The 26,089-nt window shown below is 46.6% G+C and carries 28 protein-coding genes; all 28 read left to right on the plus strand.

Features of this window, described 5'->3' with window-relative positions:
- Positions 1-22 precede the first annotated feature (22 nt).
- The 28 genes from GX019_08975 (at position 23) to nusA (ending at position 26,087) form a co-directional block, all read left to right on the plus strand.
- Entirely contained in the window at positions 23-310 is a 288-nt protein-coding gene (locus GX019_08975; protein ID HHT37288.1) for a hypothetical protein, read from the plus strand.
- Positions 311-330: 20 nt separating this feature from the next.
- Positions 331-972 (plus strand): flagellar type III secretion system pore protein FliP, encoded by a 642-nt coding sequence (gene fliP, locus GX019_08980; protein ID HHT37289.1) that lies wholly within the window; start codon positions 331-333, stop codon positions 970-972.
- An 11-nt stretch (positions 973-983) separates the two neighbouring features.
- Complete coding sequence (gene fliQ, locus GX019_08985; GenBank protein HHT37290.1) at positions 984-1,253, plus strand: flagellar biosynthesis protein FliQ; 270 nt, start codon at positions 984-986, stop codon at positions 1,251-1,253.
- Positions 1,254-1,266: 13 nt separating this feature from the next.
- The gene (gene fliR / locus GX019_08990; protein HHT37291.1) at positions 1,267-2,013 is read left to right on the plus strand and encodes a flagellar biosynthetic protein FliR; all 747 of its coding nucleotides are present in this window, start codon (positions 1,267-1,269) and stop codon (positions 2,011-2,013) included.
- 9 nt (positions 2,014-2,022) lie between these two features.
- Positions 2,023-3,126 carry a flagellar biosynthesis protein FlhB gene (gene flhB, locus GX019_08995; GenBank protein HHT37292.1) on the plus strand — a complete coding sequence of 368 codons (1,104 nt, stop codon included), beginning with the start codon at positions 2,023-2,025 and terminating at the stop codon, positions 3,124-3,126.
- A gap of 21 nt (positions 3,127-3,147) precedes the next feature.
- Positions 3,148-5,232: a flagellar biosynthesis protein FlhA gene (flhA, locus tag GX019_09000; GenBank protein HHT37293.1), complete on the plus strand. Its 2,085-nt coding sequence runs from the start codon at positions 3,148-3,150 to the stop codon at positions 5,230-5,232.
- A complete protein-coding gene (locus GX019_09005) occupies positions 5,207-6,253 on the plus strand; it encodes a flagellar biosynthesis protein FlhF (protein HHT37294.1) in 1,047 nt (348 codons plus the stop codon). Before flhA ends, GX019_09005 begins: the two co-directional genes overlap by 26 nt.
- A gap of 2 nt (positions 6,254-6,255) precedes the next feature.
- Positions 6,256-7,092 carry a MinD/ParA family protein gene (locus tag GX019_09010; GenBank protein ID HHT37295.1) on the plus strand — a complete coding sequence of 279 codons (837 nt, stop codon included), beginning with the start codon at positions 6,256-6,258 and terminating at the stop codon, positions 7,090-7,092.
- Positions 7,093-7,105: 13 nt separating this feature from the next.
- On the plus strand, positions 7,106-7,729 hold the full coding sequence (locus GX019_09015) for a hypothetical protein (GenBank protein ID HHT37296.1): 624 nt from the start codon (positions 7,106-7,108) through the stop codon (positions 7,727-7,729).
- Between the two features lie 13 nt (positions 7,730-7,742).
- Positions 7,743-8,504 (plus strand): FliA/WhiG family RNA polymerase sigma factor, encoded by a 762-nt coding sequence (locus tag GX019_09020; GenBank protein ID HHT37297.1) that lies wholly within the window; start codon positions 7,743-7,745, stop codon positions 8,502-8,504.
- 22 nt (positions 8,505-8,526) lie between these two features.
- On the plus strand, positions 8,527-8,784 hold the full coding sequence (locus tag GX019_09025; GenBank protein ID HHT37298.1) for a hypothetical protein: 258 nt from the start codon (positions 8,527-8,529) through the stop codon (positions 8,782-8,784).
- A 14-nt stretch (positions 8,785-8,798) separates the two neighbouring features.
- A complete protein-coding gene (locus GX019_09030; GenBank protein ID HHT37299.1) occupies positions 8,799-9,176 on the plus strand; it encodes a DUF2802 domain-containing protein in 378 nt (125 codons plus the stop codon).
- Positions 9,177-9,315: 139 nt separating this feature from the next.
- Positions 9,316-10,074 (plus strand): 30S ribosomal protein S2, encoded by a 759-nt coding sequence (gene rpsB, locus GX019_09035; protein HHT37300.1) that lies wholly within the window; start codon positions 9,316-9,318, stop codon positions 10,072-10,074.
- 86 nt (positions 10,075-10,160) lie between these two features.
- Positions 10,161-10,814, plus strand: coding sequence for a translation elongation factor Ts (gene tsf, locus GX019_09040; protein HHT37301.1), 654 nt, complete (start codon positions 10,161-10,163; stop codon positions 10,812-10,814).
- Between the two features lie 94 nt (positions 10,815-10,908).
- The gene (locus GX019_09045; GenBank protein HHT37302.1) at positions 10,909-11,640 is read left to right on the plus strand and encodes a UMP kinase; all 732 of its coding nucleotides are present in this window, start codon (positions 10,909-10,911) and stop codon (positions 11,638-11,640) included.
- Complete coding sequence (frr, locus tag GX019_09050) at positions 11,633-12,190, plus strand: ribosome recycling factor (protein ID HHT37303.1); 558 nt, start codon at positions 11,633-11,635, stop codon at positions 12,188-12,190. The genes GX019_09045 and frr overlap by 8 nt, the downstream gene beginning before the upstream one ends.
- The gene (locus tag GX019_09055; GenBank protein ID HHT37304.1) at positions 12,187-12,411 is read left to right on the plus strand and encodes a hypothetical protein; all 225 of its coding nucleotides are present in this window, start codon (positions 12,187-12,189) and stop codon (positions 12,409-12,411) included. Before frr ends, GX019_09055 begins: the two co-directional genes overlap by 4 nt.
- Before the next feature lie 20 nt (positions 12,412-12,431).
- A complete protein-coding gene (locus GX019_09060) occupies positions 12,432-13,142 on the plus strand; it encodes an isoprenyl transferase (GenBank protein ID HHT37305.1) in 711 nt (236 codons plus the stop codon).
- A 34-nt stretch (positions 13,143-13,176) separates the two neighbouring features.
- Positions 13,177-13,935: a phosphatidate cytidylyltransferase gene (locus GX019_09065; protein HHT37306.1), complete on the plus strand. Its 759-nt coding sequence runs from the start codon at positions 13,177-13,179 to the stop codon at positions 13,933-13,935.
- 25 nt (positions 13,936-13,960) lie between these two features.
- Positions 13,961-14,896 (plus strand): sporulation integral membrane protein YtvI, encoded by a 936-nt coding sequence (gene ytvI, locus GX019_09070; GenBank protein HHT37307.1) that lies wholly within the window; start codon positions 13,961-13,963, stop codon positions 14,894-14,896.
- Between the two features lie 36 nt (positions 14,897-14,932).
- Positions 14,933-16,072 carry a 1-deoxy-D-xylulose-5-phosphate reductoisomerase gene (locus tag GX019_09075; GenBank protein ID HHT37308.1) on the plus strand — a complete coding sequence of 380 codons (1,140 nt, stop codon included), beginning with the start codon at positions 14,933-14,935 and terminating at the stop codon, positions 16,070-16,072.
- 1 nt (position 16,073) lies between these two features.
- Positions 16,074-17,096 (plus strand): RIP metalloprotease RseP, encoded by a 1,023-nt coding sequence (gene rseP / locus GX019_09080; protein ID HHT37309.1) that lies wholly within the window; start codon positions 16,074-16,076, stop codon positions 17,094-17,096.
- A 10-nt stretch (positions 17,097-17,106) separates the two neighbouring features.
- Positions 17,107-18,165: a flavodoxin-dependent (E)-4-hydroxy-3-methylbut-2-enyl-diphosphate synthase gene (ispG, locus tag GX019_09085; protein HHT37310.1), complete on the plus strand. Its 1,059-nt coding sequence runs from the start codon at positions 17,107-17,109 to the stop codon at positions 18,163-18,165.
- A gap of 15 nt (positions 18,166-18,180) precedes the next feature.
- On the plus strand, positions 18,181-19,878 hold the full coding sequence (locus tag GX019_09090; GenBank protein HHT37311.1) for a proline--tRNA ligase: 1,698 nt from the start codon (positions 18,181-18,183) through the stop codon (positions 19,876-19,878).
- Between the two features lie 10 nt (positions 19,879-19,888).
- Positions 19,889-20,515 (plus strand): glycosyltransferase family 2 protein, encoded by a 627-nt coding sequence (locus GX019_09095; protein ID HHT37312.1) that lies wholly within the window; start codon positions 19,889-19,891, stop codon positions 20,513-20,515.
- A 23-nt stretch (positions 20,516-20,538) separates the two neighbouring features.
- Positions 20,539-23,946 (plus strand): PolC-type DNA polymerase III, encoded by a 3,408-nt coding sequence (locus GX019_09100; protein ID HHT37313.1) that lies wholly within the window; start codon positions 20,539-20,541, stop codon positions 23,944-23,946.
- Between the two features lie 211 nt (positions 23,947-24,157).
- On the plus strand, positions 24,158-24,619 hold the full coding sequence (gene rimP, locus GX019_09105) for a ribosome maturation factor RimP (protein ID HHT37314.1): 462 nt from the start codon (positions 24,158-24,160) through the stop codon (positions 24,617-24,619).
- Positions 24,620-24,638: 19 nt separating this feature from the next.
- Positions 24,639-26,087: a transcription termination/antitermination protein NusA gene (gene nusA, locus GX019_09110; GenBank protein ID HHT37315.1), complete on the plus strand. Its 1,449-nt coding sequence runs from the start codon at positions 24,639-24,641 to the stop codon at positions 26,085-26,087.
- Positions 26,088-26,089 lie beyond the last annotated feature (2 nt).

Below are 26,089 nucleotides of genomic sequence, written 5' to 3' on the forward strand. Positions count from 1 at the left end.
AGATACTGCGAGGTGGCATCGGGTGAGTTTACTTGATATGGAAATGGTGTGGAGTTTGATCAAAGTTGTGGTTGTACTGGCGTGTCTAACACCTTTAATATACTTTACAACCCGATGGTACGGCAGAGTTCAAAAGTTCAATCAAAGCGTAATTGTTAAGGAAAGAACGCCCCTGGGCACCAACAGGACGCTGTTAGTGGTGGAATGGGAAGGAAACCAGTATCTTTTGGCAGTAACCAACCAGCAGATTATAATAATTGATAAAAAGGCAAAGCCGGTTGAGAAAGGTGGGGAGCAGCCATCTCCATAACAGAATTTGGCTTAAATTTAATGGAGAATCCCGGGGAAATGGCAGCGGCTCTGCAGATATTGATCTTATTGACAATCCTAACCCTTGCCCCAGCGATTCTCATTTTAATGACATCGTTTACACGCATAGTAGTTTCACTCTCTTTTGTCCGCAACGCAATAGCTACCAATCAGATGCCTCCGAACCAAGTGCTGATCGGTCTGGCGCTTTTCTTAACGTTTTTCATTATGGCGCCGGTCTTTACCGAAGCGTACACTACGGGGGTCGCTCCTTATTTAGCTGGTGAAACTGATTTCAACACTGCCTTAACTGCAACTATGGAACCGATCCGGGAGTTTATGTTCGCCCACACCAGAGAGAAAGATCTAGCACTTTTCCTAGAGATCCGAGGCGAAGAACTGCCGGAAACAAGAGCGGATGTCAGTACCTTTACCCTGATTCCCGCATTTGTAATCTCGGAGTTAAAGACCGCATTTCAAATTGGATTTATGATTTTTATCCCTTTCTTAGTAATTGATATGATTGTAGCAAGCATCTTAATGGCCATGGGTATGATGATGCTTCCACCAGTCATGATCTCGCTGCCGTTTAAGATTCTCTTGTTTGTACTGGTGGACGGTTGGAATTTAGTTGTGAAATCGCTTTTGGCCAGTTTTCTTTAGGGGATGATTAAATGAGTGAAGTAGAAATCATCGCTTTGGGCAAGGAAGCGGTCAAGACTGTTCTGCTGGTTTCTGGTCCAACTTTAGGCTTAGGACTCTTAGTCGGCCTGCTCGTCAGTATTTTTCAGGCAACTACCCAGATTCAGGAGCAGACTCTGACTTTTATTCCGAAAATCATTGCGGTTTTATTATCGCTTGTGCTGTTTGGACCATGGATGCTGAGGGTTTTGATCAGCTTTGGCCGTCAGATCCTGGAGAATATCCATACATATATTGCTTAAATGGGGTTTAACCATGTTTGGTTTAGAAGCTTATATATTAGCTTTTATTAGGTTTTCAACATTTATTGCAGCTGCTCCGATCTTCAGCCAGCGGGGAATACCACCTCAGCTGAAAATTGGTTTGGCAGCGCTGCTGTCTTTAGCAACTGCACCGCAGGTTTCCCTGGAAGGTTATAACTGGGTGCTGCTGATTGTGCAGGAAATTGGGATTGGATTGATTCTGGCATTTGCAGTAATGCTTGTCTTTGCCATTATCTATTTTGCCGGACAGTTGGTGGATGTGCCGATGGGGTTCGGTATGGCCACAATCTTCGATCCTCAAACTGGAATCCAGATGCCGATTTTTTCGCAGTTTTATTATTTTTTAGCGGTGGCCGTACTGCTGGCAGTAGACGGTCATTTGTGGATCATTAGAGCTTTAGCCCAGAGTTTCGAATTTGTGCCGGTCAGCACCTTTTTTGACCGAGAGTTTAGTCTTGGTGCACTGCTGGAGCTCAGCAAAAACATTTTTGGAGTGGGACTGCAGATTGCCGCACCAATTATGGGCACCATGGTTTTAGTCGACGTTGCCCTGGGAGTGATCACTCGAGTAGTTCCCCAGTTGAATGTCTTTGTTTTGGGTTTTCCCATCAAAATTCTCATGGGTATGCTGATTGTGATCTTAGCCGTTCCAGTTTTTATTTCAATAGCTGCCAAACTGTTTGGTTTTGACGGTCTGCTGATGGAAGTGATTATGGGTTTGATTACTTCCGGCAGTTAGGAGATGAAAATGGATACAGATCTCGCTTTAACCACAGTAAAACTGAATCTGCAGCTTTTTGCCGAGGAAAAAACTGAAGCCGCTACTCCTCATAAAAGGGAAGAGGTACGCAAGGAAGGCCAGGTTGCAAAAAGTGGTGAAATCGGTACAACTCTGATTATTTTGGTAGGTTTCTATGTAATAAAAGCAGCACTGACCTTTGCGATTGAACGCATTTATAACTTGGCGCGCCACATTCTGTCTCAAGCTGCAGCTTGGAACGGCACCGCAGACTACGTGTACTCCTTATATCTGCTGGTGCTGAAAGAAGCGTTGATTGTTGTGCTGCCTGTCTTTGCCGCCTTATTTGTAGTTGGATTTGCTGCCCAAGCTGTACAGGTAGGCTTTATGTTTAACTTAAATCTGATCAAACCACAATTTAACCGGATCAACCCGCTGGAGGGATTTAAACGGCTTTTCTCAAAGCGGGCGCTGGTTGAATTCTTAAAATCTGTGCTTAAAATTGCAGTAGTAGGCTGGATTGTATATTCCCAGGTCAGGCAGCGCATACCCTGGCTGGCCAATTTAGCATCAGTCGACATAACCCATTCGTTTCTGCTGATCAGCAATTCCGTTTTCAGCGTTGTGCAGATGATTGGCATGACTCTCTTAATCCTTGCTGTTACCGACTATTTCTACCAGCGCTGGGAATTCGAAAAAAATATCCGCATGACTAAGCAGGAAATCAAGGAAGAATTTAAGCAGACTGAAGGAGATCCCCTGATCCGCTCCCGCATCCGCCAAAAACAGCGAGAAATTGCCTCCAGACGCATGATGCAGGCGGTTCCCACTGCGGATGTTGTCATCACAAATCCGACGCACTACGCAGTCGCTCTGCTGTATCAGGCTGATAAAATGGCAGCGCCGGAAGTTGTTGCCAAAGGCGCGGGACTGATAGCTTTAAAGATTCGTGAAACAGCGGAAGAACATGGGGTACCTACAGTCGAAAATCCGCCTCTGGCACGGTCGCTGTATAAATCAGTTGAAATCGGGCAGCAGATTCCCGCTGAGCTTTATCCCGCTGTTGCAGAAGTACTGGCGTTTGTATATCGGCTTAAGAATCGGGCTCTATAATCCGCTCTTGGAGGGTAAAAGTTGATTAACGGTTTAGCACCACTGCAAAAATTAAATCAATATCGGGACCTCTATGTCGTAATCGCCGTAATTTTAGTTATTCTCATGATGATCATGCCGGTACCGGCCTTTTTGCTTGATATCCTACTGGCGTGCAACATCAGTCTTTCCCTTTTAATTCTGCTGCTGTCAATGAACATCCGGGAGCCTCTGGAGCTGTCTGCTTTTCCGACCTTATTGTTATTATCGACACTGTTCCGCTTGTCTTTAAGTGTTTCTTCTACCCGCTTGATCCTGCTTGAGGCTAATGCAGGAAACATTATTCGGGCGTTCGGCAACTTTGTTGTCGGCGGAAACTATATTGTGGGCTTTATTATCTTTTTAATTCTGGTTATAGTCCAGTTTATTGTTATTACCAAGGGTTCTGAGCGGGTTGCTGAAGTTGCCGCCCGGTTTACCCTGGACGCTATGCCGGGAAAACAGATGAGCATTGACGCTGATCTCAACGCTGGATTAATATCGGAGGCTGAAGCCCGACAGAAGCGGATTATGATTCAGCGGGAAGCTGATTTTTATGGATCCATGGACGGTGCTTCGAAGTTTATTAAAGGCGATGCTATTGCTGGAATCTTGATTGTAGTAATCGACTTTATCGGCGGCCTTTTAATAGGTATGTTCCAGCGCAATCTTGATTTCCAGCAGGCAATGAACTTATACACACTGTTAACAGTAGGGGACGGACTGGTTTCCCAGATTCCGGCACTGCTGATCAGTACTGCCACCGGAATCGTGGTCACCCGAGCGGCATCTGAAAATAATCTCGGCCATGACCTAAACGAACAACTCTTGAACAATCCTAAAGTGCTGGCTGTAACCAGTGGGGTGCTGCTGCTGTTTGCCATTGTTCCAGGCCTGCCTTTTGTGCCCTTTTTCATTCTGAGTGGATTGTTTGGCACAATTGCCTATCTGCTCTGGCGGGAGCAGGCTGCTGCGGAAACTACTACAGCCCAAACCCAATTGATTCAGGAGCAGGAGGAAAAACGCCAGCCGGAAAGTGTGCTCTCGCTGCTGCAGGTGGATCAGATTGAGCTGGAAATCGGCTACAGCCTAATTCCCCTGGTGGATACCGATCAGGGCGGAGATATGCTTGAACGAATTACCATGATCAGACGGCAGTGCGCTCTGGAATTAGGGATGATTGTCCCGGTGATCCGGATTAGGGATAATCTCCAGCTGCAGCCTGATGGATATGTAATTAAAATTAAGGGGATTGAAGTAGGCAGCGGTCAGCTGCTGCTGAGTCATTACCTCGCGATGGATGCTGGAAATGTAGTAGAAACCGTTCCAGGAGAGCCCACTAAGGAACCGGCCTTTGGACTGGATGCTCTTTGGATCAGTGAAGAAAATCGAGAACGGGCGGAGATTGCCGGTTATACAGTGGTGGATGCGCCCAGCGTTTTAGCTACCCACCTGACTGAAGTCATTAAAAGTCATGCCCACGAGCTTTTAGGACGCCAGGAAGTTCAGACGCTGCTGGACAGCCTGCGAAACGAATACTCAGCTGTAATCAATGAGCTGGTTCCAAATCTGATGAGCGTCGGCGAAATTCAAAAAGTGCTTCAAAATCTGCTCAGAGAGCAGGTACCAATCCGCAATTTGGTGACTATCTTAGAGGCATTAGCAGATGCTGCTCCCATCAGCAAAGATATCGATTATTTAACCGAATATGTCCGTGAAGCACTAGCCCGTCAGATTTCACGGCAGTATTTGGAGAATGACATTTTGTCCGTTCTTACTTTAGATCAAAATTGGGAGACCGTGATCGCGGAGGGGATTGAGCATACAGAACGAGGCAGCATTATTTCTGTTGGACCACGTTTACTGCAGAGTTTATTCGTACAGCTGAAAGCTGCTTTAGAAAGCACAGCCCTGCCTTATCCGGTCATTTTAGTCTCTCCAAGTATCAGATTAGCATTTAAGCGCTTGACCGAAAGGAACTTCCCGGGACTGATAGTCTTGTCTTTCGGTGAAATTGTTCCGGAAATCCAGGTTCAGGCGGCGGGGATGGTGAAATGGCCATATGAAAATCAAGAAATTCCAGGCTGATACGCTGCCTGAAGCAGTAGCAATGATGAAAGCTGAATTTGGAGAAGAAGCGGTAATTTTACACACGAAAGTTGTGAAAAAAGACCGGTTTTTTGGCCTTTTTGGCAAGAAATGCTATGAAGTGCTGGGCGCTGTTGACCCAAACCGTCAAGCAGCCAAAAACAGTTCAAAGAAAACTGCTGTAAACACAAATCCACCCAACACTGCTGCCGACGAGGAAGAATTAGTCGATATTGAAGAGCGCGCCAGCAGTGTGCAGGAATTATTTCAGCTGCTGCTTCGCCAAGATATCTCCCAAAAACTTGCAGTGGAGATTTTGAAGCCCGTTTTACAGCAGGTACCAAAGCGGGAGTGGACTAATTTGGTTCTGCTCAAACAGCACCTGCGCACTGCAGTCAGCGCCAAAATCCTGGTGGATCCTCCCTGGGATCTGATGGGAGAACAGAAAACTGTAGTGTTTTTAGGGCCTACTGGGGTAGGCAAAACCACGACCATAGCGAAAATTGCTGCTAATTATCATTTAATAGCGCAAAAAAAAGTGGGACTGATAACTTTAGATACATACCGCATTGCTGCCGTGGAACAGCTGAAAACCTACGCAGACATTATCAATGTGCCGCTTAAGGTTGTCTATTCAGGAGCCGAACTTGAGGAGGCGGTGGCTTCATATCAAGACCGAGATCTAATCTTGATTGATACTGCAGGTCGCAGCCATCAAAATGAGAAACAGATGGCAGAATTGGAGGCAGCTTTGGCGGGAATCAGCGCTGAAAAATACCTAGTTTTAAGTGCTACCACTAAGGGCTATGACCTAATGGCAATCATCGACGCATATCGTCCGATTGAAATTGATAATTTGATCATTACCAAACTCGATGAGACTCAAAGTTTCGGCATTCTAGTACAGGCTCCGTCATACGCCCAGGTTCCGATTGCGTTTATCACGAATGGACAGAGTGTGCCTGATGACATAGAAGTAGCCGATATTGATCAACTGACAAATTTGATTCTGGGGGACTAGCTATGAGTGATCAAGCCCAAGGACTACGAGATCTTGTCAAGCAAAATTCGGTCACGATTCCCCGCATACTTGCCGTAGCCAGCGGCAAAGGTGGAGTTGGCAAAACTAATCTCTCCATTAATTTGGCTTTGACACTGATAAAACAAGGTCAAAATGTGGCACTGCTTGACGCAGATCTAGGTCTAGCTAACGCTGACCTTGTTTTAGGAGTATATCCGCAGTACACTCTCTTAGACATTCTTAAGGGAGATAAACAGCTGAACGATATTATTGTATCCGGACCGCTAGGTCTCAAGATAATTGCCGGAAGTTCAGGCGTATATGAGCTTGCCAATATGGGTCAGATCACATTGAACCGGTTTATCCAGTCTGCAACCCATTTGAATCACAACCTGGATTTCCTGTTTATTGATACCAGCGCAGGGTTATCCCGCAATGTAATTCTGCTGACTATGGCTGCAGACGAAGTTTTGGTGGTTGCTACCTCTGAACCGAGCAGCATCGCAGATGCATATGGTTTAATTAAAACAATTCTGCAGCGTGATCGAGCCAAGGAGATTATTGTGATTGGCAATATGGTGCGCTCTCCCAACGAGGGGATTCTGATTTGGCAGAAAATCAATACTATGACAGCCCGATTCCTGCAGAGAGAGGTGAAATACGCGGGCAGTGTTCTGTATGATCGGAAGGTTGCTGCTGCAGTCCAAAAACAAAAAGCTCTGGTCCTAGCTTATCCAGGCTGCAGTGCGAGTAGATCTATTCGGAAAGTGGCTCTGAACTTGCTGAATCGCAAATATCTTGCTGCAAGATCCCCGAATGAAATCACACCAATGGCCTAACAGGAGGGATAGTTTGGTGCCTACCCCTAATCAAAATATTGAATTAATTATTGCCAACGAAGCTGATAAGGTATACCTAAGCCGCATCGAAGACATCGACGACGATCACTTGGTTGTGGCAGCTCCAATGGAAAATGGAGTGCTGGTAGCGGTACGTCCAGAAACCTCTGTACTTATTTCCTATAAAAGGGTGGGTCCGGTGGCAGAAGGCCGATACCAAGCTTCCGGAATTATAAAGCGTCGATTCAGGCAGGAGAATGTGCCTGTGCTGTTAATTAGACTGACCAGTGACTGGAAAAAAAACCAGCAGAGGGATTTTGTACGCGTCAATGTTTTGTTAGAGGGTATCTATAACGGTCTTAACGAGTGTATAGTAAAAGATTTGAGTGGCGGGGGTCTGCTTTTCGCCGCAGAAGAAGAGCTTGAAGTTGGTTCAGTTGTGTTTATTGACCTTAAACTCGATCAAAACGTGATTCGTTTGCACGGTAATATCGTAAGAGCTGTACCTAAAGAGTCAGGTTATGAATACGGCATGAGCTTTATAAATCTTGACGAACAAACGCGACAGCTGATCATTCAATTCGTCTATAAACGCCAAATCGAAATACATCGCAAGGTCAAAAACCAAAATTCGTAGGAAGTTGATTAAGATGAATAGAGAGACTGTTGATCTAGCAGAACTGTGGCAGCAGTACAAATTAAATAATGATCTGACTGCAAGGGAGAAGATTATTGAGGAGTATATTCCACTGGTGCAGTATATTGCGGGTCGAATCGCGATTCATCTGCCTGACAGTGTGGATTATCATGATCTGATCAGCTACGGGGTCTTTGGATTAATGGACGCAGTCGATAAGTTCGATCTTGAACGAGATATCAAGTTTGAAACCTATGCCAGCCTGCGCATCAGGGGTGGGATTATGGATGGCTTGCGGTCCACCGATTGGATTCCCCGCAGTGTGCGCAGTAAGGCGAAGCAGGTCGACCAAGCGATTATGAATTTAGAGCATCAGTTAGGCAGACGTCCTAGTGATCAGGAAGTGGCTGCTGCGCTGGAAATGCCCTTAGATAAATACTATGAAACAGTTGACCAAGTCAGAAGCATCGCTCTTTTGTCCCTGGATGACCAGATCAGCAGCGATCCCGATTCTGATTCCCTGACTTTGATGGATACGCTTGACGATCCAGCTGCCGCGGTGGATCAAGAGCTTGTAGACCAAGAAACCCTGCAGGAATTAGCTGCCGCGGTCGATCAATTGGAGGAAAGAGAAAGACTTGTAGTGTCCCTGTATTACCACGAAGGGCTGACATTAAAGGAAATAGGGCATGTGCTGGACGTATCAGAGTCGAGAATCAGTCAAATTCACAGCAAAGCGATTCGGACACTGCGGAGTAAACTCAAATTTGCTTAACCCAATCTAGGAGGTTTTGAGCATGTCGATTAAGTTTCCTGATATGCAGGTATTGGTAGGCAGAATCGATCAAATACCGAAGATTCTGCGGGAAGGAGATCCGACCGGCGCTGGAAAAGTCGCTCCCGCTGTTGTCCAGGAACATGCCGAAAAACCTAAAAAAGTAAATGACAGTCCAAAAACAGCCCGCCTGCGCAATCAAAAGCGCCATAAAAAAGAAAGCAATTCCGGCGGCAAGCAGCGCCGAACAACCGGCAGCAAATTAGATATCAGAATCTAGTTGGGAGGATTTCGATGAGTCAGTCCTTGATCTTCTTAATTGGTTTAGCAATCGGGTTTATCGGCGGCTTTGTAGTTAAATCTAATCTCGGCGCCGATTCAAAAACAGTAAGCTATCCAACAGATATGGATACTTTTGAAGCAGTTTTAGAGCAGTATTTAAACGAATTAGAGAGCAAACAGCAGGAAATTTTGCACGAGTTTAACCAATCGAAAGCCTCCCAACCCAGTCCTAATCAAGCCTTAGGACGAGCTTACCATGATAAAGCCGAGCAGGTAATCCACCTTTTGAGCCAAGGGTATAATTATACCGAAGTTGCTCAAAAACTAGGCTTAGGAACAGGAGAAGTCGAGCTGATTTATCAATTGAAAAATAATGAAATTACTCATTGATTAAGCTCGTCAACTGTGTTATAATCTGCATTGGTGTTTAAAACACACGCAGTTTGATGTGGAGCAAGGTGTGCCTTAATGGTCTTGTTCACAGATGATGCTGCGGAGGAATAAACAAAAAAGGGAGGAGGTGAGCGACTTGGCCGTTATCACCATGAAACAGCTGTTGGAGGCCGGCGTTCACTTTGGTCATCAAACCAGACGTTGGAATCCAAAAATGGCACCTTATATCTTCACAGAGCGCAATGGTATTTATATCATTGACCTGCAGAAAACTGTGAAGAAAGTTGAAGATGCTTATAACTTTGTCCGTGAAGTCGTTGCCGATGGCAAATCAATTTTGTTTGTCGGTACTAAAAAGCAAGCTCAGGAAACCATCAGAGAAGAAGCCGAACGCTGCGGCATGTACTATGTTAATCAGCGCTGGCTGGGCGGAATGCTGACCAACTTTAAGACAATTAACCGCAGTATCGCGCGTTTGCATGAACTGGAAAAGATGCGCGAAGATGGTTCTTTTGATCTGCTTCCCAAGAAGGAAGTCCTGCAGTTAGAAAAAGAACTGGTCAGACTCAACCGTTTCCTCGGCGGTATCCGCGAAATGAGAAAACTGCCTGGTGCTTTGTTTGTAGTAGATCCTCGCAAAGAGCGCATTGCTGTAGCAGAGGCTCGCAAGTTAGGTATTCCGATTGTAGCAATTGTGGATACTAACTGTGATCCTGATGAGATTGATTACGTAATCCCCGGCAATGATGATGCGATTAGAGCTGTCAAATTATTGACTTCCACAATCGCAGACGCTGTTATCGAAGCAAAAGAAGGTAATGTTGACACAGAATCGACTGCTGGCGAGACAGAAGACGAGGTCTTAGTTACTGTTTCTGAAGAAACAGAAGAGTAAAGAAATAACACGAGGGGAGCTGGTTTGAGGGTGTACACTCTCGTGATGCTCCCTTTTTTTATGAAAACGCAGAAGGAGGGATTTTGGTGGCAAATATTAGTGCTCAGATGGTTAAAGAGCTGCGCCAGAGATCCGGTGCAGGTATGATGGACTGTAAAAAGGCCTTAGTTGAGACTAATGGTGATATGGAAGCTGCCCTTAAATATCTGAAGGAAAAAGGTTTAGCTGCAGCGGCAAAAAAAGCTGGTAGAATTGCAGCCGAAGGTTTGGTTGACGCATACATCCACGCTGGTGGCCGCATCGGCGTATTAGTAGAGATAAACTGCGAAACAGACTTTGTCGCTAAAACTGATGAGTTCCAAGAATTTGTAAGAGACATCGCAATGCATATCGCGGCAGCTAATCCGCAGTATGTATCCCGGGAGGAAGTTCCGGAAAGCATTATTAATCAGGAAAAAGAGATTTTCAAAGCAGCTGCACTTAATGAAGGCAAGCCGGAACATATCGTTGACAAGATTGTTGAAGGCAGAATTGACAAATACTTATCTGAGATCTGCTTGCTGGAGCAGCCTTTTGTGAAAGACCCGGATTTAACTGTACAACAGGTACTCCACGATAAGATCGCGAAGATTGGGGAGAATATTTCCATCCGGCGGTTTACTCGCTTCGAACGCGGTGAGGGAATTGAGAAACGCCAAGAAGACTTCGCTGCAGAAGTAATGTCTCAGATCAAGCAGTAAGGAGCACCTTTTTGGTGTTCCTTTTTTCTTATACCGCAGGAAATAAAAGGGAAATCAGTCTCAACGCAGAATATTTTAGGGAGAGAGTGAAAGTATGACTAAAGCAAAATACAAGCGAATTGTGTTAAAATTGAGTGGAGAAGCATTGGGCGGGGAAAGTGGCTTTGGCATCGATCCCGATGTGGTCAATGAAATTGCTCTCAGCATCAAAAACGCGTTCAGCTTAGGTGTAGAAATCGCAGTTGTCGTTGGCGGAGGCAATTTCTGGCGTGGAGCGGTCGGCAGTGCCAAAGGCATGGACCGCAGTACCGCCGATTACATGGGTATGCTGGCGACCTGTATTAATGCTCTAGCGCTGCAGGATGCTTTAGAAAAGATTGGTATTCCCACCCGAGTTCAGACTGCTATTGAAATGCGGGAAATTGCCGAGCCCTATATCAGACGCCGGGCTATCCGCCATTTGGAAAAGGATCGAGTAGTAATCTTTGCATCGGGCACAGGCAACCCTTACTTTTCCACTGATACCACTGCGGCTTTAAGGGCAGCTGAAATCGAAGCAGAAGTCATCTTGATGGCAAAAAAAGGTGTTGATGGGGTTTATGATTCCGACCCTCGCATCAACTCTGATGCTGTAAAGTTTGATACCCTCGAATACATCGATGTTCTCAATCGTGGATTAGGGGTAATGGATTCTACAGCAACTTCACTCTGCATGGACAACGGAATCCCGATAATTGTGTTTAATTTCAACGAGGAAAACAGTATTGTTCGAATTATTCGCGGAGAATCTCTTGGAACAATCATAGGGGGGAGAAATAATGGTTAGTGAACTTTTGAAAGACGGAGAAGCGAGAATGAAACAGGTGATTGCCTCTACCAACGCCTCGTTTGGAGGTATTCGCACCGGAAGGGCAAACCCAAGTATTTTGGATCGAATTGTTGTCAATTATTACAACACACCGACGCCGTTGAATCAAATGGCCACCATTTCTGCTCCAGAACCTCGGCTCCTGGTTATTCAGCCTTGGGATAAAACATCGATTAAAGATATCGAAAAAGCAATCATGGCATCTGATTTAGGATTAACCCCAGCTAATGACGGCAATCTTATTAGGATTGCAATACCTCAGCTGACTGAGGAGCGGCGCAAACAGCTGGTCAAAGTTGTTAAAAAGGAAGCGGAAGAGCACAAAATTGCGGTCCGCAATATCCGCCGTGATCTTAACGATGAAATCAAGAAAATGGAAAAAGATGGAGAGATTACTGAGGATGAAAGCCGCCGCTATCTGAATGATGTGCAAGAGCTTACTGATAAGTATATCGGTGAAATCGACCGCTTAGCAGAATTGAAGGAAAAGGAGATTCTGGAAATTTGAGCAGTATCGATTGGACACTAATTATCGGGTATCCGCTGCACGAAGCTGTAGAATACCTGCGCGAGGAACAGCAGGATTACCGCGTGATTATGACCGCGCCGCCGAAGAAGCGTGATGCAGTTCCTGAGGATGCTGAGGACAGCGTACGCATCATTGGAATTCGCTCGGTTTCTGACTGCCTTGAACTTATCTGCGCAGCCTGCGATTGGTCAGTTAGGTAGCGGTTCGGGGCACTAGGAGGATGGGTATGAGCATTCCAGAGCATGTTGCAATAATTATGGACGGAAATGGGAGATGGGCAAAGCAGAGAATGATGCCCCGTTACTTTGGACACCGGGAAGGAGTTAAATCTTTAAAGCGCATCGTTAGGTACAGCGGCGACATTGGTGTTAAGATTCTTACAGTCTATGCGTTCAGTACCGAAAACTGGAGCCGCCCGGCAGGAGAAGTGCAGTACTTGATGGGACTGATGGAACGAACGTTCAGCGCTGAACTCGATGAATTGATCGATAATGGAGTTAAGATCCGCATCATTGGTGATATCAGCTCTGTTTCTGTTAAACAGCAGAAGATCTGGCGGGCCGCTGAAGAGCGGACCAAGGATAACAACCGCCTGCATTTAAATGTTGCCTTTAATTATGGCGGTCGAATGGAGATCACCGCAGCGATTCGAACCATAGCCGCAGATGTCTTGGCCGGCAGGCTCAACGCGGATCAAATCACTGAAGAGGTTGTCAGCCGATATTTATACACAGGCGATTTGGTTGACCCCGATCTGATCATCCGAACCGGCGGAGAGCTGAGAATGAGTAATTTTCTGCTGTGGCAGGCTGCTTATTCTGAGTGGTATTTCACGGAAACGCTTTGGCCGGATTTCAGCGTCGAAGAATTTCAGAAAGCCCTGGACAGTTTTAAACAGCGGGAACGCAGATTTGGCCGCGTTACTGAATAAAGGCTGGTAGGTGACAGTTTTGGTAACAAGGATTTTGACAGCAATCATAGGAATTCCGGTTTTTCTGGCAGCAGTTTATTTCGGTGGGCTTTATCTGCAGATCGGAACCGCACTACTTGTTTTAGTAGGATTGTATGAGCTTAACAGAATGCATGGAGGACAGGGATATTGGGACTACCTAATTCTCGCTGGACTATCACTGTTGATTCTGGCATATACTGGAGTGGATCCCTCTTTCCTGGCAGTGTGGTTTGCAGCGCAGTTAGTTTATCTCTTGGTTAGAGCAACCTTTACCACGGGCAGGCCGTTGATGCAGATGTGGCAGATGGCTGCAGTATTTTACGCTGCTGGTTTATTCAGCTTCTTGTGGTTGGTCAACGCTGAATTTGGCTTTATTTGGAGCTTATTCGGAATCGTAACTACATGGGCAACTGATACCGGTGCTTATTTTGCTGGTTCAGCTTTCGGAAAAACCAAATTGGCACCGGCTATCAGCCCCAATAAGACTAGGGAAGGTTCCCTTGGCGGAATTGCAGCTGCAGCTATGGCAGCGGTAATTTTTGCAGTAGCTGCCGACCAGCCCGTATTTTACCTGATCCTTACCGCGGTATTTTTATCGATCATCGGTCAAGTTGGAGATTTGGTTGAATCTGCCATGAAACGGGAAAGGGAGGTTAAAGACTCAGGAACAATCTTTCCGGGCCATGGCGGAGTACTCGACCGCTTTGATTCACTGCTGTTTGTAATGCCTGCGCTTTATTTTATTTTGAAATACATCCCAGTGTTTGTGTAATGGCCCTCGACCGGGAGGGTAGCGTGTGTTCCCATATATCACTCCATTTTTGATGGGAATCCTGATCGCAGCAGTAATTCATCCTGCTGTTGATTACTGTGAGTTAAAAGGCTGTCCAAGAGGACTCGTTTCACTGATACTTGTCTTAATTATATTTGGCAGCCTTTTGTTTTTAATCGGGTTTGCGGTTGTGGGGCTGTGGAACGAGGTTGATCAGCTGATCCAGTTGTTTCAAACACTGTACAGCGGTGGTTATCGCGCTTTTGAAGACATCAATCAATTTGTGCAGACCCTTCCGGAACCGATCCGGAACATGGTTCCCGCCATCACCGAAAATTTAAATCAATTTGTCATCGGACTGCTGATCGAGGTATTGAATTTTGTCAAACAAATTCCTAATACATTCTTTACTTGGATCCTAGCGGCGATGACTGCTTTTTTTGTATGCAGAGATAAAAGAGAAATAGCCAGATTTATCACTGGTCTTATGCCGAAAAGCTGGCACACCAAGTTCTTCGTCCTAAAACATCAGGTGGTGCAGGGATTATTTGCCTATTTAAAAGCTCAGTTGATTCTGATGTGGATTTCTGCCTGTATTGCGATCAGCGGGTTTTTACTTGTGAATCAGGCGTATGCCTGGGTTTTAGGAATTTTGGTCGGATTGTTCGACTTAATACCCGTGCTGGGGCCCGCAGCAGTTTTTCTTCCGGTCATTATATTTAATCTTTTTTCCGGGCTTACTGCAAAAGGTATTTTTATTGGTCTTGTATGGCTGATCCTGATGGTCATCAGGCAGATCTGGGAGCCTCAGATTATGGGCAGTCAAGTCGGCCTGCATCCCCTTTCCGCAACAGCTGCCCTTTACCTGGGAGTAAAAGCGATGGGAGCGGCCGGTTTCATCTTCGGCCCGATTATTGCTATCTTTGGAAAGGCCATTTACTTCATTCTCAGAGATGACTAACAGGAGACTTGATTAGGAACAGGAAGGAATATATTAATGATAAATGTTGCTATACTAGGTTCAACGGGTTCAATCGGAACTCAGACCCTTGATGTGCTGAAAAACTTACCAGGATTTCGAGTATATGGTTTAAGCGCATATCGAAGCATTGAGAAGTTAAGCGAGCAGATCAGCGAGTATATACCTCAGAAAGTGGTGGTCAATGATCCTGAGGCTGCCAAGCAGCTGAAACAGAAATACAATATCGAGACGGCTTCCGGCAGGGAGGGTCTGATAGAATTGGCCAGCGATCCTGAGGTAGATGTGGTTGTGATGGCTTTAGTGGGATTTGCCGGCCTAGAGCCGACGATAGCAGCTCTCGAAGCGGGAAAAAAAGTCGCTTTAGCCAACAAAGAAACACTGGTTGTCGGTGGCCATCTGGTAATGGAGCATCGTTCCCAGATTATTCCCATCGACTCGGAGCACAGCGCAATCTGGCAGATTATGGATGGAAAAAACCCTCAAGATATAGATGCAGTGATCCTTACTGCTTCAGGCGGACCGTTTTTATCAGAACCGGAGGACTTGTCTCAAGTTACAGTTGATCAAGCCCTCAAGCATCCAACCTGGAACATGGGCGGTAAGATTACCATTGACTCGGCCACTCTGATGAACAAGGGTCTGGAAGTAATTGAAGCCCATTGGCTGTTTAATCTTGACTATGATAAAATTGAAGTAATTATTCATCCCCAAAGCATCATCCATTCGATGGTGCGGTTCAGGGATGGATCGGTTTTGGCACAGTTGGGACCGGCGGATATGCGGATGCCGATTCAATACGCTCTCACTTATCCCCGGACTGTAGAGTCCCAAGTGTCTGCATTAGATTTTTCTAAGCTTACGGCACTAACCTTTAGTGACTGTGATTCTCAGCGCTTCCCATGCTTGGAATTAGCCTACCAAGCGGGAAGAATTGGCGGTACTATGACGACGGTTTTAAATGCAGCCAATGAAGTTGCGGTTAACTTGTTTTTGAAGAATAAGATCTGCTTTACTCATATTCCGGAAATTGTTCAATCCGCAATGAACAAACACAGTCCTGTAATGCAGCCGAGTTTGGCAGAACTGATTGCAGTTGATCGGGAAGCGAGAGCACATGCACTCAGGATCAGTGAAATTTTAGGAAGGATGGGGTAGTGTGCCTACTATAGTAGCTTTTATCCTTGTTTTTGGGACCATTGTTTTCTTTCATGAGCTGGGACATTTTATCGTAGCTAAACTGGCAGGAGTAATGGTATATGAGTTTGCGCTTGGGTTTGGACCGCGTTTACTGCACACCAAAAAAGGTGATACGGTGTATTCTGTCAGGCTGCTGCCTCTTGGCGGATTCGTCAAGCTGGCAGGGATGGATGAACCGGAAACGGGTCTGGACTCCGTTGATGAGCAGCATCCCGGCAATTTTAACAACAAGCCGCTGTTCGTTAGGTTAGCAACAATAGCAGCCGGACCATTCATGAACTTTGTTTTAGCTGCGCTGATTCTGACTTTGTACGCAGCATTAATCTTTATTCCGCCAACAATTGTTTCTCTCTCTCCCGGTATGCCGGCAGAGCAGGTGGGACTAGAACTAGGTGATCAAGTTATTAGGGTGAACAATTCCCCGGTGCGGGATCTAGACCATCTGATTAACGCAATCGAAGAGTCGGCTGGTCAGGAACTGCACTTAACAGTCAAACGTGATGATCAAACATTTGATGTGACAGTTATGCCTGAAGTTGAAGATGGCAGAGGCATTATTGGAGTTGGTTTAAATGCCAAGATGAAAACGCCGTTCTTCACCGCTATCGGCAACGGCATATCGCAAACTTGGATGTTTACAAAAGAGACAGTCCTTGCCCTTGGCGGCATGTTTACCGGTAAAGTAGAGCCTGAGCTTGCGGGTCCAATCGGAATCTATCAGATGGTCGGTGCATTTGCCGCGCAGGGAATTGCCAGCTTAATGATTTTAGCTGCTGTCCTTAATGTTAACCTGGGGCTGTTAAACCTGCTGCCCATTCCGGTACTTGATGGCGGCTGGATCTTGATTTTTATTGTGGAAGCACTGCGGGGCAGACCGTTGAAAGAAGAGCACCGGGGAGTGGCGCAGTTTGTCGGCGTGGCTCTCCTGCTTATGCTGATGGTTCTTGCAACCTACAGTGATATTTCAAAACTATTATCCTAAGGAGTAAATAATGGGAAGCAGTACACGAAGAGTTAGGATCGGCTCTACCGCAATCGGAGGTGGAGCTCCAATTGCAGTGCAGAGTATGACTAATACAGATACGCGGGATGTGGACGCAACTGTGGCTCAAATCACAGCCCTCGCTGATGCAGGCTGTGACATTGTCCGGGCAGCAGTGGTCGATCAGGAAGCGGCCCTTGCTTTAGGCAAGATCAAGGAAAAGATCCAAATCCCGCTTGTCGCTGATATTCATTTTGACTACCGCCTGGCACTGATCGCAATTGAGCAGGGCATCGACAAGCTTAGGATTAATCCCGGCAATATCGGTTCCCGCCCTAAGGTTGAGGCTGTGGTCAAAGCTGCCGAAGCTAATCAGGTGCCAATTCGGATTGGCGTCAACTCCGGATCGTTGGCCGACTGGGCAGTCGAGAAGTACGGCCACACGCCAAAAGCCATGGTAGAGAGTGCGCTGGAACACGTCAAGATTTTAGAGGACTTTGGCTTTACAGACATTGTCATCTCCTTGAAAGCTACCGGTGTTCCCTTTACCATTGAAGCTTACGAGCTGATTTCAAAGCTGGTTGATTATCCACTGCATGTAGGTATTACCGAAGCGGGGACCAAGTGGTTTGGCAGCATCAAGTCGGCTGTAGGGATCGGCGCACTGCTGGCAGCAGGAATTGGCGACACAATCCGTGTTTCTTTAAGCGGAGACCCGATAGAAGAGGTCAAAGTAGGGTGGGCGATTCTCCAGGCGTTAGAGCTGCGTTTTCGCGGTCCCGTCTTTATTTCGTGCCCAACCTGCGGCCGCACCAAAATCAATCTAGAGAAAATAGCTGAAGAAGTTGAGGAGAAACTGAGCAATCTTACCAAACCGCTGAAAATTGCTGTTATGGGCTGTGAAGTTAATGGTCCGGGAGAGGCCAAGCAAGCAGATCTGGGCATTGCCGGCGGCAATGGTGTAGGATTGATCTTTCGCAAAGGTAAGGTAATCCGTAAAGTTGCTGAGGAAGAGCTGGTCAACGCCTTAGTAGCTGAAGCGCTAAAACTAGAACAGGAAGTTCAGTAGGGGGTTCGTTTGGACATGCGTGTTACTCAAATATATGCTCCAACACTTAGAGAAGTGCCTGCAGAAGCAGAATTAATCAGCCACCAGTTTATGCTGCGCGCCGGACTGATGCGCAGAGCAGCATCGGGAGTCTATACCTATCTGCCGCTTGGTGTGCGGGTGCTGCAGAAAATTATGAGTATTATTCGGGAAGAGTTGAATAAAGCAGGCGGACAGGAAGTTATGCTGCCGATTATCCAGCCTGCCGAGCTGTGGCAGGAGTCAGGCCGGTGGAATGACTATGGTGATGAAATGTTTCGTCTCAAGGATCGCCACGACCGGGAATTTTGTCTTGGTCCCACCCATGAAGAAATCGTTACTGCCTTAGTTCGGGCTGATGTGCGTTCCTATAAACAACTGCCGCTGATGCTTTACCAGATTCAAAACAAGTATCGCGATGAAATTAGACCGCGCTTCGGAGTGATCCGCAGCCGCGAGTTTATTATGAAGGACCTCTACTCCTTTGATCGGGATGAGGAAGGGCTCGATCAGAGCTATCAGGCAATGTACGATGCATATACCCGCATTTTCACCCGCTGCGGATTAGAAACTCGACCGGTAGAAGCTGATACCGGTGCAATCGGCGGCGATAATTCCCATGAATTTATGGTATTAGGCGATGCGGGCGAAGATTTGGTTGTCTACTGTCAGGACTGCGATTACGCCGCCAATGTGGAGCAAGCAGAATGCGCTCCTTATGAAGCTGAGTCCGGCGAGATGCTGTCTTTAGAGGAGATTGCTACTCCCAATGTGACTACCATTGATAAACTGGTTGAGCTGTTAGGAATTGAAGGCAGCCGTTTGATCAAAACCATGATCTACCTTGCAGATGACCAACCGATAGCGGTCCTAGTAAGCGGCGATAATAACATTAACGAAATCAAACTTAAAAAAGTACTTAAATGCGAGAATCTAGTCCTAGCAGACAGTAGAACTATTGAAGAGGTGACTGGAGCTCCTGTGGGTTTTGCCGGACCAATCGGCCTGGAAATTCCCATTGTCGCTGACTATTCCGTAATCGGGCTGGTAAATGCGGTCGCAGGAGCAAATAAAAAAGATACCCATATTGCTAACGTTAACATCAACCGCGACTACAAAGCAGCTGTAACTGCAGATATTAGAGAAGCGCGCGAAGGAGATAAGTGCGTCCGGTGTGGAGGAACGCTCACCAGTGCCCGGGGGACCGAAGTAGGGCAGGTATTCAAGTTGGGAACCAGGTATTCCCAGACTTTGAAAGCCAACTTTGTTGATGAGAACGGAAAAGAGCAGCCGATCATTATGGGCTGCTATGGCATTGGTGTAAGCCGGACCATGGCAGCCATTATTGAACAGCACCATGATGAGGACGGCATCTGCTGGCCAGTCAGTGTGGCGCCATATCACGTGATCATAGTTCCGGTCAGCTATAAAGATACAGAACAAAGAGAGGCTGCGGAAAAACTCTACAATGAGTTGACTCAAGCAGGGGTTGAAGTAATTCTGGATGACCGCGATGAGCGTCCGGGTGTTAAATTTAAAGACGCAGATTTGATCGGATATCCAGTCAGAATTACCGTCGGTCCCAGACAGCTAAAGGAAGGCAATGTTGAGCTGTATATCCGCAGTTCGAAAACTCAGGTTGTGATTCCCATATCCGAAGTTGAGCAGCAGGTAAAATCCATATTGAACCGTTAGGAGAATGATTATGAAAGTTGCTGCAATTGTACCAGCTTACAATGAAGAGCGGACTGTTGGTACGGTTGTTTCAGCACTGTTAAGTTCACCGCTGATTGATGAAATAATTGTGGTCAGCGATGGTTCGCAGGATCGCACTGCTGAAGCTGCGCGAAAAGCAGGAGCAAAAGTATTAGAGCTGGAAGAAAATGTTGGCAAAGGTGGAGCGATGCTGGCTGGTACCAAAAATACTGATGCAGATGTGTTTTTGTTTATCGATGCCGACCTAGTCGGTTTAAATAAAAAGCACATTGCCGGTCTGCTGGGCCCCATCATTCATCAGAGGGCGGAAATGACGGTCGGGGTATTTGACCATGGTCGACTAGCTACTGATTTAGCCCAAAAAATCACTCCATTTTTATCGGGGCAGAGGGCTGTAACCAGAAGTTTCTTCCTGCAGATACCTGAATTGGAAAACAGCCGCTACGGGGTTGAGATGGCTCTATCTCGCTATGCTCGCCACCAGCATGCTAGAGTTGAAACGGTTCCGCTTCCGGATCTTTCCCAGGTAATGAAAGAAGAGAAGCGGGGCTTAATGCGGGGGTTTGCCCAGCGTCTAAAGATGTATTGGGAGATATTACGGGCGGTTAAGCTTTAACTTCCGATATAGGAGGAATAGGATTGGGATCAGTTTATGTGATTAAACCGGATCGCAGAGATTTCCTAGCGAATTTTTCTCCGGATCCTATCACTGAATCCGTTGAGATCAAGCAGATTGAAGTTGATCCGGTCAACCACAGTTGGAAATTCCTGCTTGTTGGCAGGCGGCAGGGAACTGCAGAGTTTTGGGATCAATTAGCCAAAGAACTGCAGGCTAAAATCCCCCAGGTAAAACAGGTCGAATTCGTTTGGGAAGAACCGGATCCAACCGACGATCTCAGTTATATGGATCATGTAATTAAAAACTTCACCCCGCCAGTAATCACTGTTGAAGATCAGCCTGACAAACCGGCCAATGGACGGAGAAGATGGGGGAGAAGACGGGCTAATCTTGAAGCCGAGATTAATCAGCCGCATATTCCTATTAGAGAGATTGAGATTGAGGAGAACAACATTGCTATTCAAGGTGAGGTTGTCGCTTTTGATAAACGCAATCTCCGCAGCGGCAAGGTTTTAGTAACTTTCGATGTTTGGGATCACACCGACTCCATAACCTGCAAATTGTTCTTAGATCCTGAAGATGATGTGCCCGAAATCCATGTCGGCGAGTGGCTGAAAGTGAAAGGCAATGTCCAGTTTCAAAGTTTTGAACAGGAACTGGCGCTGATGGTTAACCAGTTTAGCCGCGCTGAGCCACCTGCGCCGCTGATGGATAATGCGTCGAAGAAGCGGGTTGAACTCCATCTGCATACAAAAATGAGCGGATTAGACGGAGTACTGGATGTGGAGGATGCGGTACGGCAGGCGGCTGCATGGGGCCATGCAGCAGTAGCAATTACTGATCATGGTGTTGTGCAGGCCTTTCCATCAGCCTATTTTGCCGGTAAAAAACACGGCATCAAGATTATCTACGGCCTTGAAGGTTATCTGATTGACCAAGAAAATGATCGGCCTTATCATATTGTGATATTGGCTAAAAACCAGGCCGGCTTAAAGAATCTTTATAAGCTGGTTTCTTTTTCGCATATAGATTACTTTTACCGCAGGCCGCGCATCCCCCGCAAAGTGCTGGAGGAGCATCGGGAAGGATTGATTATCGGAGCAGCCTGCGAGCAGGGCGAAGTTTATCAAGCCTGTTTAAATCGGGATCCCCGCCTGCGGGAGATTGCCAGTTTCTATGATTATCTTGAAATTCAACCTTTAGGAAACAATGAGTTTTTAATTGGCACAAGCCGCGTAAGCACCACCGAAGATTTGAAAGAAATCAATCGCTTAATCTGCCGAATTGGGGCAGAGCTCAATATACCGGTTGTGGCTACATGTGACGTGCACTTCCTGCGTCCGGAGGATGCGGTATACCGCACAATCTTACTGCGGGGTCAAGGTTTTGAGGACGCAGAACGGCAGGCTCCGCTCTATTTCCGGACAACAGAAGAGATGCTGGATGAGTTCAGCTATCTGAGCGAAGAATTGGCGTACGAAGTAGTTGTGGAGAACTCCAACCGGATTGCCGAGCAAATTGAGGACATTACGCCGATACCCCAAGGTCTGCACCCACCCCATATTCCCGATGCGGAAGAAAAACTGGAGCAGCTGTGTTACGATACAGCTCGCAAGCTGTATGGTGATCCCCTGCCCCAGCTGGTGGAGGAGCGGCTGAAAAAGGAACTGAAAGCAATTATCGGCAATGGTTATGCTGCGCTGTACTGGACAGCTCGTCAGCTGGTGCAGAAATCCGAGTCAGATGGCTACATGGTGGGCTCTCGGGGTTCGGTGGGCTCATCGTTTGCAGCCTGTATGAGCGGTATTACCGAGGTAAATCCGCTGCCGCCCCATTATCTGTGCCTTGACTGCCACCACCACGAGTTTTTCACTGGCGGTGAAGTGGGCTCAGGTATCGACCTGCCGCGGAAAGACTGTCCAAACTGCGGCAAGCCGCTGCACAGAGACGGATTTGATATTCCGTTCGAAGTATTTCTTGGATTTGATGGTGATAAAGTTCCTGATATCGACTTGAATTTCAGCGGTGAATACCAGGCAACTATTCAGAAGTACACTGAAGAGCTGTTCGGTGAAGACTATGTGTTCCGGGCAGGAACAGTCGGCACCCTGGCTGATAAAACAGCTTTCGGCTTTGTAAAAAATTACCTGGATGAAACCAACCAAGTTAAACGCAAAGCGGAAATTAACCGCATGCTGAAAAAACTTGTGGGAGTCAAGCGCACTACTGGTCAGCATCCAGGTGGAATGATTGTCGTGCCGGATGATATGGAGATTTACGATTTTACTCCAATCCAGTACCCAGCCAATGACCCGAAGAGCGGGGTAGTGACAACTCACTTCGAGTTCAGCTACATTCACGACAGCCTTGTCAAACTGGACAACCTCGGCCACAAAGGACCAACCATGATGCGGATGTTTGAGGAATTTACCGATACACGAGTTACCGAAATCCCCATGGATGATCCGGCCACAATGGCAATCTTTAGGGGTTTAGAATCCTTAGGCGTTACTGAAGAGCAGATCGGCACTCCCATCGGAACTTTGGGAATTCCCGAGTTCGGCACCGACTTTACCCGCCAGGTTCTAGAGGATATTCTGCCGACAACTTTTGCCGATTTGGTAGCAATCATGGGATTAACCCACGGAACCGATGTATGGCTGAACAATGCCCAGAATCTGATCCGGGAGAAAGTCACTGACTTTAAGAATGTTATTGCCTGTCGCGACGATATTATGGTCTATCTGATGCATAAAGGCTTATCTGCAAGCGATGCGTTTCGCATCATGGAGCAGGTTCGCAAAGGCAGGGGTCTAAGCGAGGATGACATCCAGCTGATGAAGCAGTTTGATGTGCCTGATTGGTATATCGATTCTTGTTTTAAGATTAAGTACATGTTCCCGAAGGCCCACGCTGTTGCCTATGCGTTTACGGCTTATCGCGCGGCATACTATAAGGTGCATCATCCGGCTGCCTTCTACGCTACCTTCCTAAGCGTGGAAATCGATTCGGTTAACGCGGATATAATTGTTCAAGGCGAACAGCATATCCGGGATGAGATTGCCGGTATCGAAGCTAAAGGTAATGATGCGACCGCAAAAGACGCTGACACAGTCACAATCCTTAAGGCGGTCTTAGAAGCAATCTCAAGAGGGATAGAGTTTCTGCCGGTGGATCTCTACAAGTCCGATGCTGTGCGGGTGCTTCCGGTCGACGGCAATAAACTGCTTCTACCCCTAGTATCCCTTGACGGGGTAGGTATGAACGCAGCCGCTGCTATTGCTGAAGCCAGACAAGAGGGAGAGTTTATCTCCATTGAAGATCTGCGCCAGAGAGCCAAAGTGAGCCGCACTGTAATCGAGGCGCTGTCCAATCATGGCTGCTTGGAAGGGATGTCTGAAACAAACCAATTGAGTTTATTCGGTTAAGGCAGCCGGAAAACAGCAGTTGCTTCAATGTTTTGATTATGCTATAATAGGGGTGCCGCAAGAATATTGTCTTTGAAGGAGAGTGGGTTTTACCCACTCTTTTACATATTTTACAGCCTGATTCACAGCGATTTACCAAAGTATAATTGCGAAAGTGCAGGTAAAGATTAACCATACAAGCGTAATATAAATCGTGCGGGAGTGAATTTTAATGAAAAAAGGCGATCTCCTTAAACTGGTATCCGATTGGATGGACGAGATTATCGAGGGAACGGATCTGGAAGTCGTGGATATCGAGTATGTTAAGGAAGGCGGAACTTACTTCTTGCGGGTATATATAGATAAACCCGGCGGAGTAAATGTTGATGACTGCCGCGATGTAACATTAAAGCTCAGCGATCTGCTTGACGAAGCGGATCCGATCAGTCATGCGTATACCCTGGAAGTATCCTCACCGGGTATTGAGCGTCCACTGAAAAAACCTGAGGATTATGCCCGCTTTATCGGCAGAAAAATAAATGTAAGAACCTATCAAGCAATTGACGGCAGAAAACAGTTTGAAGGTAAGCTGACTGCTTTTGACTCTGGTATTGTTACCTTGGACATTCAGGGAAAGCAATATGAAATTCCCCATGATCAGATAGCAAAAGCTCATTTAGCTGTTGAGTTTTAATACGGGAGGCAAGTTAGAGATGAATCTGGAGTTAATTGGGGCACTCGAAGAATTAGAAAAGGAGCGAGGGATCGCAAAGGATGTCTTAATTGATGCAATCGAGACAGCCATAGTTTCAGCCTACAAGCGCAATTTTAATCTAAGTTCCAGCGCCAGCGTCAGGGTTGATCTGGACGAAACTACCGGTGCAATCCATGTATATTCCCGCCGCAGAGTAGTTGATGAAGTCACGGACGACAAACAGGAAATCACACTAGAAGATGCCCAAGAAATCGATCCCAACTACGAAGTCGGCGACATTGTAGAAGAGGAAGTAACACCAAAAGATTTTGGACGGATTGCTGCCCAAACAGCTAAGCAGGTAGTTATCCAGCGAATTCGGGAAGCAGAGCGCTCAATTGTTTTCAATGAATACGCAAACCGCGCCGGGGATGTTGTAAATGGAATTATTCAGCGTATTGATCACCGAAATGTTATAATTGATTTAGGTAAAGTTGAAGCAGTGCTTCCGGTCAGTGAGCAGATACCCGGGGAAAGATATGAGCCGAACCAGCGTATGAAGTTTTACATTAATGAGGTCAAGCAGTCCAGCCGCGGACCACAAATTTTTCTGTCTCGCACTCATCCCGGTCTGCTGAAATACTTATTTGAGCTTGAAGTTCCTGAAATTCAAGCTGGCGTGGTTGAAATTAAATCTGTTGCCCGAGAAGCAGGCTTCCGGTCCAAGCTGGCGGTTTTCAGCAGGGATGAAAATGTTGATCCGGTGGGTGCTTGTGTTGGCAGCAGAGGTATGCGCGTACAGGCTGTAGTGTCCCAACTAAACGGCGAAAAAATTGATATTGTTGCTTGGGTACCAGACGAAGTTCAATTTATCGGCAACGCTCTCAGTCCGGCAGCAGTTACCAATGTGCTGCTTGATGAAGAAACCAAAACTGCTCGGGTTATTGTTCCGGATGATCAGCTGTCTCTGGCAATCGGCAAAGAGGGGCAAAATGCTCGTCTAGCAGCGCGATTGACTGGATGGAAAATTGATATCAAGAGCGAGACTCAAGCCGCAGATGAACCGCTGTTCCAGCCGGAAGCATATGAAAAGACTGCGGAAGTAGAAGAAGCTGATGAGCTGGCCGATTCAGTTTTAGATCCAGATCTGGATCTAGATGCTGCTCCTGTTGAAGAGATTGATGCTGAGCCAGAGGTGGAAATTGAACAAACTGAGGCGGAATCCGCGGAAACAGTTGAGGATGAACCAAGTCCGGATGAGGTAGCGGCTCTGCTTGCTAAAATTGGTACTTCTGCTAAACGCAAGAGCTGGGAAGAACGATTTGGTTCTGTTAGCACAGAAGAAACTGCCCAAGAAAAATCTGACTCCGAGTCGGAGAAACCGAAGCAGAAGAAGAAAAAGGAAAAAGTTATCAAAGACTTTTCCATGCTGACCTTAGAAGATTTTCAATTTGACGAAGAAGATTAAGG

Source organism: Bacillota bacterium (genome assembly GCA_012837335.1).
Classification (GTDB): Bacteria; Bacillota; Limnochordia; order Darwinibacteriales; family DTU012; genus DTU012.

Excerpts from the sequence above, each read along its gene's own strand:
- frr (HHT37303.1), top strand. The coding sequence starts at position 11,633 with ATGGTTAGTGAACTTTTGAAAGACGGAGAAGCGAGAATGAAACAGGTG.
- fliQ (HHT37290.1), top strand. The coding sequence starts at position 984 with ATGAGTGAAGTAGAAATCATCGCTTTGGGCAAGGAAGCGGTCAAGACT.
- ispG (HHT37310.1), top strand. The coding sequence starts at position 17,107 with ATGGGAAGCAGTACACGAAGAGTTAGGATCGGCTCTACCGCAATCGGA.
- GX019_09090 (HHT37311.1), top strand. The coding sequence starts at position 18,181 with ATGCGTGTTACTCAAATATATGCTCCAACACTTAGAGAAGTGCCTGCA.
- GX019_09095 (HHT37312.1), top strand. The coding sequence starts at position 19,889 with ATGAAAGTTGCTGCAATTGTACCAGCTTACAATGAAGAGCGGACTGTT.
- nusA (HHT37315.1), top strand. The coding sequence starts at position 24,639 with ATGAATCTGGAGTTAATTGGGGCACTCGAAGAATTAGAAAAGGAGCGA.
- GX019_09005 (HHT37294.1), top strand. The coding sequence starts at position 5,207 with ATGAAAATCAAGAAATTCCAGGCTGATACGCTGCCTGAAGCAGTAGCA.
- GX019_09025 (HHT37298.1), top strand. The coding sequence starts at position 8,527 with ATGTCGATTAAGTTTCCTGATATGCAGGTATTGGTAGGCAGAATCGAT.
- GX019_09020 (HHT37297.1), top strand. The coding sequence starts at position 7,743 with ATGAATAGAGAGACTGTTGATCTAGCAGAACTGTGGCAGCAGTACAAA.
- fliP (HHT37289.1), top strand. The coding sequence starts at position 331 with ATGGAGAATCCCGGGGAAATGGCAGCGGCTCTGCAGATATTGATCTTA.
- GX019_09030 (HHT37299.1), top strand. The coding sequence starts at position 8,799 with ATGAGTCAGTCCTTGATCTTCTTAATTGGTTTAGCAATCGGGTTTATC.
- flhB (HHT37292.1), top strand. The coding sequence starts at position 2,023 with ATGGATACAGATCTCGCTTTAACCACAGTAAAACTGAATCTGCAGCTT.
- GX019_09010 (HHT37295.1), top strand. The coding sequence starts at position 6,256 with ATGAGTGATCAAGCCCAAGGACTACGAGATCTTGTCAAGCAAAATTCG.
- GX019_09045 (HHT37302.1), top strand. The coding sequence starts at position 10,909 with ATGACTAAAGCAAAATACAAGCGAATTGTGTTAAAATTGAGTGGAGAA.
- fliR (HHT37291.1), top strand. The coding sequence starts at position 1,267 with ATGTTTGGTTTAGAAGCTTATATATTAGCTTTTATTAGGTTTTCAACA.
- GX019_09075 (HHT37308.1), top strand. The coding sequence starts at position 14,933 with ATGATAAATGTTGCTATACTAGGTTCAACGGGTTCAATCGGAACTCAG.
- GX019_09060 (HHT37305.1), top strand. The coding sequence starts at position 12,432 with ATGGGTATGAGCATTCCAGAGCATGTTGCAATAATTATGGACGGAAAT.
- rimP (HHT37314.1), top strand. The coding sequence starts at position 24,158 with ATGAAAAAAGGCGATCTCCTTAAACTGGTATCCGATTGGATGGACGAG.